This is a genomic window from Bacillus sp. ES1-5 (genome assembly GCF_022487605.1).
In the GTDB taxonomy this organism is placed as follows: domain Bacteria; phylum Bacillota; class Bacilli; order Bacillales; family Bacillaceae_G; genus Bacillus_A; species Bacillus_A wiedmannii.
Map to the genome: position 1 here is coordinate 121,162 of NZ_JAKVPU010000001.1, position 13,059 is coordinate 134,220.

Sequence of the window (13,059 nt, forward strand, 5' to 3'; positions counted from 1 at the left end):
AAGGAGGAAAACATATATGTTAACGACAAATATTGAGTTGAGACCAAAAGTGAAAGCGTTTTTAAATGAAGAAATTAAAATGTTTATTAATGGTGAATTTGTACCTTCCATTAGCGGGAAGACATTTGAAACATACAATCCAGCAACAGAAGATGTTCTAGCTGTCGTATGTGAAGCGCAAGAAGAGGATATTGATGTCGCAGTAAAAGCGGCAAGATCTGCATTTGAATCAGGACCTTGGGCAGAGATGACTACTGCTGAAAGAGCGCACCTTATTTATAAATTAGCAGACTTAATTGAAGAGCATGGAGAAGAATTAGCGCAGTTAGAAGCTTTAGATAATGGGAAGCCATATCAAGTAGCACTGGATGATGATATTGCAGCGACTGTAGAAAATTATCGCTATTATGCGGGATGGGCTACAAAAATTATCGGGCAAACGATTCCGATTTCAAAAGATTACTTAAATTACACACGCCATGAACCTGTTGGCGTTGTAGGTCAAATTATCCCATGGAATTTTCCGCTCGTTATGTCTTCTTGGAAAATGGGAGCTGCACTAGCAACAGGATGTACGATCGTATTAAAACCAGCAGAGCAAACGCCTTTATCGTTATTATATACAGCCAAGCTCTTTAAAGAAGCAGGTTTTCCAAACGGTGTTGTAAACTTTGTTCCAGGTTTTGGCCCTGAAGCAGGAGCTGCAATCGTAAACCATCATGATATTGATAAAGTAGCCTTCACAGGTTCAACAGTTACAGGGAAATATATTATGCGTCAATCTGCAGAAACAATTAAACATGTAACGTTAGAACTTGGTGGTAAATCACCAAATATCATTTTAGAAGACGCTGATTTAGAAGAAGCGATTAACGGTGCATTCCAAGGCATTATGTATAATCACGGCCAAAATTGTAGTGCCGGTTCTCGCGTGTTCGTTCACCGAAAACATTACGAAACAGTCGTAAATGAACTAGTAGAAATGGCGAATAACGTGAAACTTGGAGCAGGTATGGAGAAGGAAACAGAAATGGGACCGCTCGTATCTAAAAAACAACAAGAGCGTGTGCTACATTACATTGAACAAGGAAAAGCTGAAGGCGCTACTGTTGCTGCTGGTGGTGAACGTGCATTTGAAAAAGGTTATTTTGTACAGCCAACAGTATTCACAAATGTTACTGATGATATGACAATTGTGAAAGAAGAGATTTTTGGACCAGTTGTCGTTGTACTTTCGTTTGATTCAACAGAAGAGGTCATAGAAAGAGCAAATCGCTCTTCATACGGACTCGCTGCGGGCGTATGGACACAAAATATTAAAACAGGACATCAAGTTGCTAATAAATTAAAGGCAGGAACAGTATGGATTAATGATTATAATTTAGAAAATGCAGCTGCACCATTTGGTGGCTTTAAACAATCTGGTATCGGTCGTGAGTTAGGTTCATATGCGCTTGATAACTATACAGAAGTGAAAAGCGTTTGGGTAAATATAAAGTAATAGAGAATCTAACTGTTAATAAATAGAGGGATGAAATAATGAGCGATACGGACAACTGTAAGTGTTAAAAATAGTTGTCCGTTTTCTTATATATAAAATAGCTTTTAAAAGAATGATAAGGGGGATTTGGATGGAGCAATTAGTAGAGTGGTTAGTAGGGCAAGTATGGAGTATTGGGCTAGTTGTTTTTGCATTAGGGGCAGGTGTGTATTTTACAATTGCCACTCGTTTTCTGCAAATTCGTTATTTTAAAGAGATGATTAAACTATTATTTGAAGGGAAGAGCTCGGAGACGGGAATTTCATCCTTTCAAGCATTTTGTTTAGCCTTATCAGGTAGGGTTGGAATAGGTAATATCGCAGGGGTCGCGACTGCTATCGCTTTTGGCGGACCAGGAGCTGTGTTTTGGATGTGGGTAATGGCTCTTTTAGGAGCAGCGAGTGCATTTGTTGAATCAACATTATCTCAAGTGTATAAAAGTAAAGTTGGAAATGAATACCGGGGCGGTACACCATATTTCATTGAAAAAGGCTTGAAAATGAAATGGTTTGCAGTCATTGTAGCGGTTGTTGTAACACTTTCATATGGCGTTTTATTACCAGGTATTCAGTCTAGTAGTATCGCAGTTGGATTTGAAAACTCTAATGGCATTAGCAAATATATAACTGGAATATTATTGGTTATATTATTAGCATCAATCATTTTTGGTGGCGTAAAGAGAATTGCGGGCGTTTCGCAAATGCTTGTTCCATTTATGGCAATTGGTTATGTAATTGTTACATGTATCGTATTAATTGCGAATGTAACAGAAATTCCAAGTATGTTCGCTTTAATTTTCTCTAGTGCTTTTGGTGTAAATGAAATGTTTGGTGGAATCGTCGGCGCAGCAATTGCATGGGGCGTAAAGCGCGCTGTATTTTCAAATGTTGCAGGTGTTGGAGAAGCGACGTATAGCTCCGCTGCTGCTGAAGTATCCCATCCTGCAAAACAAGGGTTAGTTCAAGCATTTTCTGTATATATCGATACAATTGTTGTATGTACAGCGACAGCTCTTATGATTTTAATAACAGGTATGTATAATGTTATACCTGAAGGGAAAAGCGCTATAGTAAAGAATATAGGGAATGTTGATGCAGGTCCAATCTATACACAACAAGCAGTTGAAACTGTTATGACAGGGTTTGGTCCATTATTCATTTCAATCGCAATCTTCTTTTTCGCATTTACAACTTTACTCGCATACTACTATATCGCTGAAACGACGCTTACTTATTTAGATCGTGATCTTAAACTTAGATGGTTAAAACCAGTTTTAAAAATTGGATTTTTAATTATGGTTTACATCGGTAGCGTAGAATCAGCGTCGCTTTTATGGAATCTTGGAGATTTAGGAATCGGTAGTATGGCATGGTTAAACTTAATTGCGATTCTACTATTAAGTAAAATCGCATTAAAAGTGTTAAAAGATTATGAAGCACAGAAAAAAGAAGGGAAAGATCCAGTATTTGATCCTAAAAATGTTGGGATTGAAGGATTAACGTTTTGGGAAGAAAGAAGTAAAGAGATTGAAAGGAAAAACTATAAGGAACAATCTGTAGTGGATGATAGTCTGAAATTGTAACTATAATAAACTGAATATTCTTTCTTTTTAACGAGGTATATTGCCTTCTTTTCATCACATACTACAATAGGTACACATAATTTGAATGGGGGTAATAATAAGATGGAACACGAACAACATAGTTCAGTAAATGATGTTCTACATCATTATAAAGAAGGAATTGGTAGTTTTACAAACCAAATTCCTGAAATTGCTGAAACATATAATGCATTCACGCAAGCTTGTTTTCAAGAGGGCGCTTTAACAAAAAGGGAAAAGCAACTTATCGCATTAGGAATTAGTCTAGCAACGCAAGATGAATATTGTACCATTTATCATACAAAAGGTTGTCTTGATCAAGGATGTTCAGATAAAGAGATTCTCGAAGCATGTGGTGTATCAGCAGCATTTGCTGGCGGAGCTGCAATGAGTCAAGCAGTAACATTAGTACAAGAGTGTTTAAGTGAACTGAAAAATCAGAAGCATTGAATATAAAAGAACGTTTTAAACTTTATGTTTAAAACGTTCTTTTACGTGAGATTAAATTTGAGTATAAAAATTATTTGGTATGTGATGTATTAAAGTAAGAATTTTAAATTTAGTGGGAATGAGAAATCACAACTATTTATTTAGTATTGAGATTTTCTAAAAAGTTTCAATTGTTTCATATAATCAATAGCTTTTGTTTTGTTCTTTTGTTTACATACATATTCGAATTCATTCTTATCTCGATAGTAACTATTTATTATTTCTTCTGTAAGAAATCCATCGGAAATAGCTTTTTTAATTGCGCAATGTGGTTCATTTGTATGAGTGCAGTTAGAGAATTTACAGCTCATAGATATCTCTTCGATATCTTCATAGCCAAGATCAAAGTTGTCCTCATGTTTTATTAAGTCAAAACCTGTTTTACTAATGGTTAATCCCTCCACTTTTCATACATTCTATAAGTATGTTTTATCTAAATATATATTTCCTTTTAGTAATCTGTTATTCCTTCTATAAAACTTGGTACAATGAAACAAAAGGGGGATTAGTAATGCAAAATTTAGTAATTGAAGAGATTAAGCAAATAAAAGATGGCGTGGAGGAGCTTTCGAATCTTTTGAAAACGGTTGTAGATGATGGGGCATCAATTGGTTTTTTACCTCCACTGGAACAAAAAGAATCGGTAAAGTATTGGGAAACAGTCTTAGCACCAGAAGTGATCTTATATGTCGCTAAAATAAATAATGAAGTGGCAGGGAGTATTCAATTACATTTAGTTACAAAGCCTAATGGGATTCATAGAGCTGAAATTTGCAAGTTAATGACTCACCCGAACTTTAGACGTAACGGCATTGGACGTTCGCTTATGCAAAAAGCAGAGGAAAGAGCAAAGCAAGAAAAAAGGTCTCTTTTAGTGCTAGATACTAGAGAAGGAGATCCTTCGAATAGATTGTATAAGTTGTTAGACTATCAAGAATCCGGAAAAATACCAGGGTATGCAATTTCTCCGAATGGTGAGTTAGATGCAACGGTAATTTATTATAAAATGATTTAGTTTTTTATTTAAAAAGGGAAATAACTCCAAACAACACATTTGTTATTATGTTCGTGCGTTGATTTATAAAAAATATTGATAATTTAAAACAATGTTTGATAAAACCTTGTAACTTCATCTGGAACATTCAATTAAAGGGCTAGTTTGTAGTAGGATAACAGGTTTTTTAGAGTTATTATTTAACGTATTATCCGAAAGAAGTCTCCTTCCTCAAACATGTTAGCTCGGCTGTCTGTCCTAGGACAAATTCGTTAGCTATCAAAAGTAACGATGAACCGAGAAGCCCCCACTTCGGGGTAAGCTAGTAAGAGATACTAAGTGGGGGGTAGTTCACATAGGAATTTTGAAGTCTTTTGGTGAATATTAAATGTTAATCTAAAAGATGGAGGTTGCTGTGATGTTGAAACTGTTTCAATATAACTGGCAAGTTCGTGATGATTGGTTTACATGGTGCGAAGACATGTCGGCCGAAGAACTGGTAAAGAAACGGGTCGGTGGATTCGGCAGTATACTACATACCCTATTTCATATTGTAGATGTGGAATATATGTGGATCTTAGGGTTGCGTGGTGAATCAGTGCCTGAGGAGCCATTGTTTGAAGAGTATGCCAGCTTACAAAAAGTGAAAAATCTTTCAGCTCAATACCACGGGAAAGTGAAACCATTTGTGACCTCTTGGACAAATAAAATGGATTCTCGGAAACTTTCAAAAGCCGACTTCAATGAAGAGCCAATTAGCTCAAGAGACGCACCAATTAGGCGCCGAGTCATTGAATGTACACACGGAGAGTTAATACGTCATGTCATTGTCCACGAAATCCATCATATCGGCCAGTTATCTATATGGGCACGTGAAATCGGAAAGGAGCCAGTTTCCGCAAATCTGAGAGGGAGAGGGCTATTTGATAACTAGACTAACTTTGCCAATTTCGTAATTTATTTATAAACGAATAGTTTAATTGAGTATATTTAACACCGTCTATATTTCTCTAGCGGTGTTATTTGAATGTATCAATAAAATTTATTTAATGTACTAAATGAATTTGAGAAAGTTTTTAGAGGGTTCTTTTAGGTATGTTCTTCGACTTATAATGGATGTAGAGAAGATGACTAGCCGACTATAGTTATTTTCGCTTTATTATGGGAAAGGGGATGACGGGATGAGAACGAAAGGTTTACAGAAGGTGAAGAAAGTTATATTAAGTGGTGGTATATTACTTACGGGATTGTTAACTTTCGGTTTTTCAGAAAAAGCTTCAGCTCATGGATATGTAGAATCACCAGCGAGCCGTTCTTATTTATGTAAGCAAGGGGTAAATGTAAATTGCGGACCGATTCAATATGAGCCGCAAAGTGTAGAAGGAATAGGTGGATTCCCGCAATTAGGACCTTCTGATGGACAAATCGCAGGAGCTGGCCATTTTCCTGCTTTAGAGGTTCAAACAGTCGATAGGTGGAAGAAAGTTACGTTAAACGGTGGGACGAATACATTCAAGTGGAAACTAACCGCTCCTCATAGTACGAAAGAATGGAAATACTACATTACAAAGAAGGATTGGAATCCAAATATGCCTTTAACAAGGTCTAGTTTAGATTTAGTGCCGTTCTATGTGAAAAATGATGGAGGAACTAGACCAGGAACTTCAGTAACACATGAAGCAAATATACCTACTGATAGAAATGGATATCACCTTATTTTAGCTGTTTGGGAAATTGCAGATACTGGGAATGCATTTTATCAAGTTATAGATGTTAACCTTGTAAATAACGGTTTGGCATCGAATTTCGCGCTAAATCATGTAGTGCAGGCTCCTACCTTATTTTAAATAAAATATACATTTCGATCATCTAATTCATTTTAGATGATCTTTTTTACGAAAAACGATGAAAAATATAGAAGAAAGTACAATTATTTATAAAAAAATGGGCTTTAAATATTGTCATATTTGCTTCTTTAAGATATCCTTTTCATGAAGAGGTGGAAAACATGGAAAAAGTACTAGTTTTCGGGCATAAAAACCCAGATACAGATGCAATTTGTTCTGCAATTGCTTATGCAGAATTGAAAAAAGAATTAGGAATGGATGCTGAGCCTGTACGTTTAGGCGAAATCAGCGGTGAAACTCAATTTGCGTTAGACCATTTTAAAGTAGAAGGACCGCGTTTTGTTGAGACAGTTGCAAGCGAAGTGGACAACGTTATTTTAGTTGATCATAACGAGCGTCAACAAAGTGCTAACGATATCGAATCTGTTCGTGTGTTAGAAGTTATTGACCATCACCGTATTGCTAACTTTGAAACAAGCGATCCTATTTACTACCGTTGTGAGCCAGTTGGTTGTACAGCTACAATCTTAAACAAAATGTACAAAGAAAACGGCGTTACAATTCGTAAAGAAGTTGCAGGTTTAATGTTATCTGCAATCATTTCAGATTCTTTACTATTCAAATCTCCAACTTGCACAGAGCAAGACGTAGCAGCAGCTCGTGAATTAGCGGAAATCGCTGGTGTAGATGCTGATAGCTACGGCTTAGAAATGTTAAAAGCTGGTGCTGACTTAAGCGGAAAAACAATGGAGCAATTAATCTCTCTTGATGCTAAAGAATTCCAAATGGGTAATGCGAAAGTTGAAATCGCACAAGTAAACGCTGTTGATACAAACGACGTTCTTGTACACCAAGCGGAACTTGAAAAAGTTATCTCTGCAGTAGTTGAAGAAAAAGGTTTAGACCTATTCTTATTCGTTGTAACTGATATCTTAACTAACGATTCTGTCGGTCTTGCGATCGGTAAAGCAGCAAACGTTGTTGAGAAAGCATACAACGTATCTCTAGAAAACAACACTGCGACTTTAAAAGGTGTTGTATCTCGTAAAAAACAAATCGTACCAGTATTAACAGAAGCATTCCAAGCTTAATATACTTGGGTATGGTTTAACAAAAAACAGAAAATTAAAAACGGGAGGATTGTGTATGCTTAATGATTTAGAAAGTAAATTACAGTCACTTTTAGAGCGAAATATTACTTCTGTTTCAGAATTAGAGCGTTGGCTTTTGGAGGAATTGCGTGTAAACGCTGAAATAGAAGAGGAGATAACAAGTAGTTTAATCGCCATGTATAGAGATACAAATGACAGAAATATACGTAATTTACATATGTATAATCAAAATACAATTCAACCACTTTTAAAAAGATACAATGCAAAATTTGACCAGAAATTTAGAGAGTGTCCATTTTCAAATTTATTAGATGAGCAGAAATATGGATTTATGAAAAAAGCAAGATTGGTGAAAAGTAAAACATTTAATGAAAAGAACATTGCTCTTTCCATTAAAGAGCAAGAGCTTATAACGCAGTATAGAGAAATAATGTCTAACATATCTATTAATTGGGAAGGAGAGCTAAAGACGTATGCATACATAAAAGCAAAGTTAGATAACCCCAATAGAGTTATTCGTGAAAAAGCTTGGTATGCTTTATGTGAAGCAAGAAGTGTAGTGAAAATAGAAATAGATTGTATTATGAATGAACTCGTACAATTGCGGAATGAGATCGCTTTACATGCAGGATTTAATAATTATAGTGAATATGCTTTTAAACAAAAAAATAGAGATTATAGTATTGAAGAGTGTTATAAACTTCATGAATCTATAGAAAAGTATGTTGTACCAATATGGGAACAGTTGGGGATTCTTTCTAAAAAGAATCTCGGTGTAAAAACGTATCGCCCTTGGGATCTTACTCCAAGTAATTTACCAAAAATCCCGTTTCAAAATGCCATTGATGTATTGAATGGGGTGGAAGAAATATTTCGGAAGACAGATTTATATTTTTATGAGAAATTTATTCATATAAGAAAAGGGGGATTCATTGACGTAGAAGAACGTGAAAATAAAGCGCCAGGAGCCGCTTGTTTTACCTTGCCTCATAGTAAAGAGGTTTTTGTGTATTCTAATTTTAGTCCATCATTTTATGCAATTAACGCGTTAATACATGAAGTGGGACATGCATTTCATTTTTATAAACAATTTAACAATGATAGTAGCATGCAGGAAAGATATCTTCGTGAAGAGGTGGCTGAACTTTATTCCCTAAGTCTTGAGTTACTAGTAACGGATAAGCTGGATATCTTTTATAAGAAAAAGGATGAATATAAAGAAGTACAGCGCGTCCAATTATACCGTGCTTTGTCTTTATTAATGTCGTCAGTTGCAGGAGATGTATTCCAGCACTGGCTCTATTCAAATCCAAACCATACATCAGAAGAACGTGATAAGAAATACGCTGAACTATGTAAAAGATATCAATATTCATCAGTCAATATTGCTGGATTAAAAGTTGAAATTGGTTCGAGTTGGTTAGAGTCATTTCACTTTGTTCAGTTTCCTTTTTATAAAATTGAATATGCAATTGCTCAAATAGGAGCAATGCAATTGTTTCAAATTTACCGGGAAGACCCAGAAAAAGCGATTGCTTTCTTTAAAGAAGGTGCGAGTGCAGATTGGAATTTATCCATACAAGAAATATATGAAAAAACAGGTGTCACGTTTGATTTTTCGGAAGAAAGGATAGAAAGTACTGCAAGTGTTATTTTGGATTTGATTAATGAATAAAATAAGGATAGCATTTGCTATCCTTATAACTGCGTGTTCGTAGATTTTTTCTTGTTTATATAAAATGTAATAATAGCCGCAATGAGGAAAATAGGTATAGCATACGCTTGCCCAACAAACAACTTCCAGCCAACATGATTATAGCCTTGAGATGCTGGAGCAATCATAGCGATTATGCAAACAATAATATAGAGTACTAGTGCAGGGATTATATTTTTCATTTGTTCACCTCCTTTTCATAAAATTATCATATGTATATTTATATAATACATTATAGATTGAGATAAGATATATGTTTTTCTAACTTTTATGTAAATAAAAGGGTTGTTTTTAAGTGGAATAGAATAGGTGTATGTAGAATGATATAGGGGTGTTACATATAATGAATAATATACTAAATCGAATAAAGAAAGATGTAAGTATAGAATTATTGAATACGCTATGGCCTAGTTTTAATAGGGCTGCATTTGCATTATATGATGACGAGCATGTGTATGTATTTCATCATCCATTATTTTTGAAAGATGATGGTGAGTATGCCATTTTAAAGTGGGATGACCAATTTAAAGGCGATACACTTATTCTATTCAAAGATTATCCGACTGCCATTGTGAATATGAATAGGTATAAAGATTATGAAAGTTTATTTGCGGTTGTTGTGCATGAACTTTTTCATTGCTATCAATATTTGAATAAAGAAAGTAGATTTCCAAATGAATCTCTAGGATTTCTATATCCTATATTAGAAGAAAATATAGAATTGCGAAATAATGAACGAATGTGTTTATATGATGCTGTTCATTGTAAGTCACAAGCTGAGAGAAATAATTATATTAAACAATTTATTGAACTAAGGAAGCAAAGAGCTCGTTTTATAAAAGAAGAGTTTATAACTTATGAATGTATGGTTGAAAGTATAGAGGGGCCTGCTTGGTATGTTGAAATGAATGCTTACAATACAGTATGTAAAAATGATGAAAGCGAAACATTACGAAAATATAGCGGATTCATTTTAGATGCATATGAAGCTAATTATAACATTAGGAAGAGCTGCTATAGCTCAGGAATGCTTTTATGTTTATTATTAGATGAAATTCATCCAGAATGGAGAATGAGATTCTTTAATAGTGATAAATCGTTATATTCTTTTTTAAAACAAAACATAAATGTGGATTTGAGTTTTAATAATGAAATTGCAATAAGTAAAGAAACGAAACAAATCCTTCATTTTGTTCAAAACGAAAGAGACAAGGATTTTAAACAATTCTATAAAGAAAAAGGGTATCATCTGTATATTGTAGGGGATATAAAATTAAATTCGTTTAATCCGATGAATGTAAAATTAAACAAAAATAAAGTGTTACATAAAACTTTTTTAAGTGTAAGTATACATAATAAAACATATATGATAAATCAACCTGTTTTAGCATCTTTTGAAGAAGATTTTAAAAATATGAAACAAGTTCATATTATAATGAATGAAAAGCCAATAGAAACAAATAATGTTTGGAACGTAGTGGGTATTGGGGATATAGAAGCTGAGTATGAAGAAGTAGGGAATTCTATATTTTTAAATTTAAAAAGTTAGAAGTGAGGTAAGAAATAACGATGAAAAGGTTATGCATAATTCCATGCGGAAAAAAGAAAATTTGGGATAAGTATCCAGATTACGGATCGATGGAGGCAAAAGAAGTATATATTAGTCCGTTCGGAAAAGCATGTCAGGCGTATGCAACTATGTTTTTCGAGAATTGGGTTATATTATCGGCGAAGCATGGATTTTTAAGACCAAATGATATTGTTTTAGAAAACTATGACCTTGCATTTGATTCAAAAAGCGATGAGATTATTAGTGTGGAACAATTAAAACAACAGATGATTGAAAAAGACTTACATCAGTTTGATGAAATAGTTTTACTTGCAGGCAAGAAGCATAAGAAAGTAGTGACACAATTATATGCAGAAGAAATTATTACGTATCCGTTAGCAGGATGTAAAGGAATTGGGTATATGTTGCAGAGGTTGAAAGGGGCTGTGGGGGAAGGGAAGGAATTATAGGGAATATATTATAGCCAGCTTTGCATATAGGTAACTAATGTATAATTAAGGTATGAAGATGGAGGTGAAGAAGGTTTTCAAAAGTAATGTATCTAGTTTTGTTTGTATAGGTCTAGTGTTATTATTAATTGATTTTAATAATTTATCGATATTAGAATACATATTCTTAACAACGAGCACCCTTGCTTTTGTTGCATTTTTAGTGAACTTAGCAGTTACATACTATTGTGAGAGAGAAGAAAGAAAATATACATGAATGTAAAGCCTAAATATTGGGCTTTTTTCTATGTTGTATTTTGGTTGAATATGTAAGGGAGAATTATTAAGGGTACTAAAATAATTCTTATAATCCGTAGAATATAGACCAGTAAACAAGCCTTTTTATACTTTCAAACATAGAATATGATGAATACTATTGAAGGGAGAGTCATATTCATGGGAAACAATTGTCGTTGTAGACAGTTCCGGGATTGTAATAGATTTTGGGATGATCTAATGTTTGGAAGATGCAGACGTAGAGATTGTGATGATTGTGGTTGTAAACGAAAACGTCATTGTGATTGTGATGATTGCCGTTGCAATCATAAACGTGACGATGATGACGATAAATGCCGAAAGTGGTAATTTTTTTGAAAGAGTACTTATAAGTAAGTACTCTTTTTGTATATCAACCTTTTATATTCCATCTTGAACAGATTTTTTTACAATTTCCCATGTGTCTTGTTTTTTAATCTTGATAGCTACATTAGTTCCGGTAGATTCCTTATAAAAGATATATCCATTGTTTTCGTCCACATATGTCAATGGTTCACTTATGCAATCTCGCGAACAAGATGTATTAATTAGCTCAATTAATGATAGTTCGCTCGGATCGGTTTTACTTGCATCTATAATAGTATCAACGTCTGTTTTACGGTAACCTTGTAAGTTTACATGGAAACTTTGTTCAATTTCACCTGTAATACTAGTATTCATTACTTCAATTGAAAGTTTCTTTTCTTGAAGAAATCCTTTTTCATAAAGTAATTTTGTATATCCAAGCCATCCAATTAAAACGAGCATAATAAACATACTAAATATTTTAAGTGTTCGAAGCCGTTTACTAACAATCGTTTCTGAGTATTTCATTCAGTTAAATCCTCCATTGTTTTTAATTAAAAGTATGCCTAAATACATACTTTTAGAAGAAGGATAGAACTTAACGAGTTCTATTCTAGATTCAAAAAAGAAAGCATCCGAAGTTAGATGCTTTCTTTTTTGCGTATTTTTCGCTATCTGTTCGTTACTTGTGTCATAAGTGGTCTAATTTCTTTAACAGGTGGTTTTTTATCATAGGCATCAACGTAAGAGAAATAGTAATTTAAGTTTCTGAGAAGACCTTTTCCTATTTTAGCGCTCAAGAACGGAAATACTTGCCCAGTATAATCATCGAGAGATTTACAGTAATATTTTTCATCTAGATAAATACTGTATTTACATGTTAGTTCTACTAGTGAGTTCCCTTCATCATCAATTACTTCTTTAGAATCAATAATGTCTATTAATGCGAATTTTTCATTTAGATAAACTTTCTTCTTTTTCTCGTGTTTATTTGTGAGGATAAATACGAGACCAATGGCGTTAATCAAACTATTTCCTCCTATAAAAAACGGATATTAATAAAATATATCGATATACGTTAAATGTAAAGAGGAGAGGTGAAATTTCATTGATAGAAAGTATTATAAGCCGATTTGTTTTTCAA

Annotated in this window: 15 protein-coding genes; 11 read left to right on the forward strand and 4 right to left on the reverse strand. The window is 34.0% G+C overall.

Annotated features, from left to right (window positions below; translation table 11 throughout):
• The first annotated feature begins 16 nt into the window (after positions 1–16).
• From MKO96_RS00670 to MKO96_RS00680, 3 genes are all read left to right on the forward strand, one after another.
• Positions 17–1,501: an aldehyde dehydrogenase family protein gene (locus MKO96_RS00670; protein WP_240586300.1), complete on the forward strand. Its 1,485-nt coding sequence runs from the start codon at positions 17–19 to the stop codon at positions 1,499–1,501.
• Between the two features lie 130 nt (positions 1,502–1,631).
• Positions 1,632–3,122, forward strand: coding sequence for an alanine/glycine:cation symporter family protein (locus MKO96_RS00675; RefSeq protein WP_087980687.1), 1,491 nt, complete (start codon positions 1,632–1,634; stop codon positions 3,120–3,122).
• A gap of 102 nt (positions 3,123–3,224) precedes the next feature.
• Positions 3,225–3,590, forward strand: coding sequence for a carboxymuconolactone decarboxylase family protein (locus MKO96_RS00680; RefSeq protein WP_016087526.1), 366 nt, complete (start codon positions 3,225–3,227; stop codon positions 3,588–3,590).
• A 140-nt stretch (positions 3,591–3,730) separates the two neighbouring features.
• Here MKO96_RS00680 and MKO96_RS00685 read toward each other — a convergent pair whose 3' ends face one another.
• The gene (locus tag MKO96_RS00685) at positions 3,731–4,033 is read right to left on the reverse strand and encodes a hypothetical protein (RefSeq protein WP_240586301.1); all 303 of its coding nucleotides are present in this window, start codon (positions 4,031–4,033) and stop codon (positions 3,731–3,733) included.
• 107 nt (positions 4,034–4,140) lie between these two features.
• Here MKO96_RS00685 and MKO96_RS00690 point away from each other — a divergent pair, with 107 nt between their 5' ends.
• The 5 genes from MKO96_RS00690 to MKO96_RS00710 all read left to right on the forward strand — a co-directional run bounded on the left by MKO96_RS00690 (position 4,141) and on the right by MKO96_RS00710 (position 9,257).
• The gene (locus MKO96_RS00690; RefSeq protein ID WP_087980685.1) at positions 4,141–4,644 is read left to right on the forward strand and encodes a GNAT family N-acetyltransferase; all 504 of its coding nucleotides are present in this window, start codon (positions 4,141–4,143) and stop codon (positions 4,642–4,644) included.
• Positions 4,645–5,041: 397 nt separating this feature from the next.
• Entirely contained in the window at positions 5,042–5,557 is a 516-nt protein-coding gene (locus MKO96_RS00695; RefSeq protein WP_240586302.1) for a DinB family protein, read from the forward strand.
• Positions 5,558–5,804: 247 nt separating this feature from the next.
• Positions 5,805–6,470 (forward strand): lytic polysaccharide monooxygenase, encoded by a 666-nt coding sequence (locus tag MKO96_RS00700; RefSeq protein WP_240586303.1) that lies wholly within the window; start codon positions 5,805–5,807, stop codon positions 6,468–6,470.
• A gap of 161 nt (positions 6,471–6,631) precedes the next feature.
• Entirely contained in the window at positions 6,632–7,561 is a 930-nt protein-coding gene (gene ppaC, locus MKO96_RS00705; RefSeq protein WP_240586304.1) for a manganese-dependent inorganic pyrophosphatase, read from the forward strand.
• Between the two features lie 55 nt (positions 7,562–7,616).
• Positions 7,617–9,257 carry a M3 family oligoendopeptidase gene (locus MKO96_RS00710; RefSeq protein WP_240586305.1) on the forward strand — a complete coding sequence of 547 codons (1,641 nt, stop codon included), beginning with the start codon at positions 7,617–7,619 and terminating at the stop codon, positions 9,255–9,257.
• A 23-nt stretch (positions 9,258–9,280) separates the two neighbouring features.
• Here the strand turns inward: MKO96_RS00710 and MKO96_RS00715 are convergent, their stop codons facing one another.
• Positions 9,281–9,478 (reverse strand): DUF4017 family protein, encoded by a 198-nt coding sequence (locus MKO96_RS00715; RefSeq protein ID WP_240586306.1) that lies wholly within the window; start codon positions 9,476–9,478, stop codon positions 9,281–9,283.
• A 161-nt stretch (positions 9,479–9,639) separates the two neighbouring features.
• On the opposite strand from MKO96_RS00715, the gene MKO96_RS00720 reads away from it, so the two are divergent.
• The 3 genes from MKO96_RS00720 to MKO96_RS00730 all read left to right on the forward strand — a co-directional run bounded on the left by MKO96_RS00720 (position 9,640) and on the right by MKO96_RS00730 (position 11,939).
• Positions 9,640–10,845 (forward strand): peptide ABC transporter permease, encoded by a 1,206-nt coding sequence (locus MKO96_RS00720; protein WP_240586307.1) that lies wholly within the window; start codon positions 9,640–9,642, stop codon positions 10,843–10,845.
• Positions 10,846–10,865: 20 nt separating this feature from the next.
• Complete coding sequence (locus MKO96_RS00725; protein ID WP_240586308.1) at positions 10,866–11,315, forward strand: DUF6884 domain-containing protein; 450 nt, start codon at positions 10,866–10,868, stop codon at positions 11,313–11,315.
• A 435-nt stretch (positions 11,316–11,750) separates the two neighbouring features.
• A complete protein-coding gene (locus MKO96_RS00730; protein ID WP_088096646.1) occupies positions 11,751–11,939 on the forward strand; it encodes a hypothetical protein in 189 nt (62 codons plus the stop codon).
• Positions 11,940–11,990: 51 nt separating this feature from the next.
• On the opposite strand, the gene MKO96_RS00735 is transcribed toward MKO96_RS00730, so the two are convergent.
• Both MKO96_RS00735 and MKO96_RS00740 read right to left on the reverse strand, forming a co-directional pair.
• Positions 11,991–12,443, reverse strand: a complete 453-nt coding sequence (locus MKO96_RS00735) for a hypothetical protein (RefSeq protein ID WP_240586309.1) — start codon at positions 12,441–12,443, stop codon at positions 11,991–11,993.
• A 143-nt stretch (positions 12,444–12,586) separates the two neighbouring features.
• The gene (locus MKO96_RS00740; RefSeq protein ID WP_240586310.1) at positions 12,587–12,943 is read right to left on the reverse strand and encodes a cytoplasmic protein; all 357 of its coding nucleotides are present in this window, start codon (positions 12,941–12,943) and stop codon (positions 12,587–12,589) included.
• Positions 12,944–13,059 lie beyond the last annotated feature (116 nt).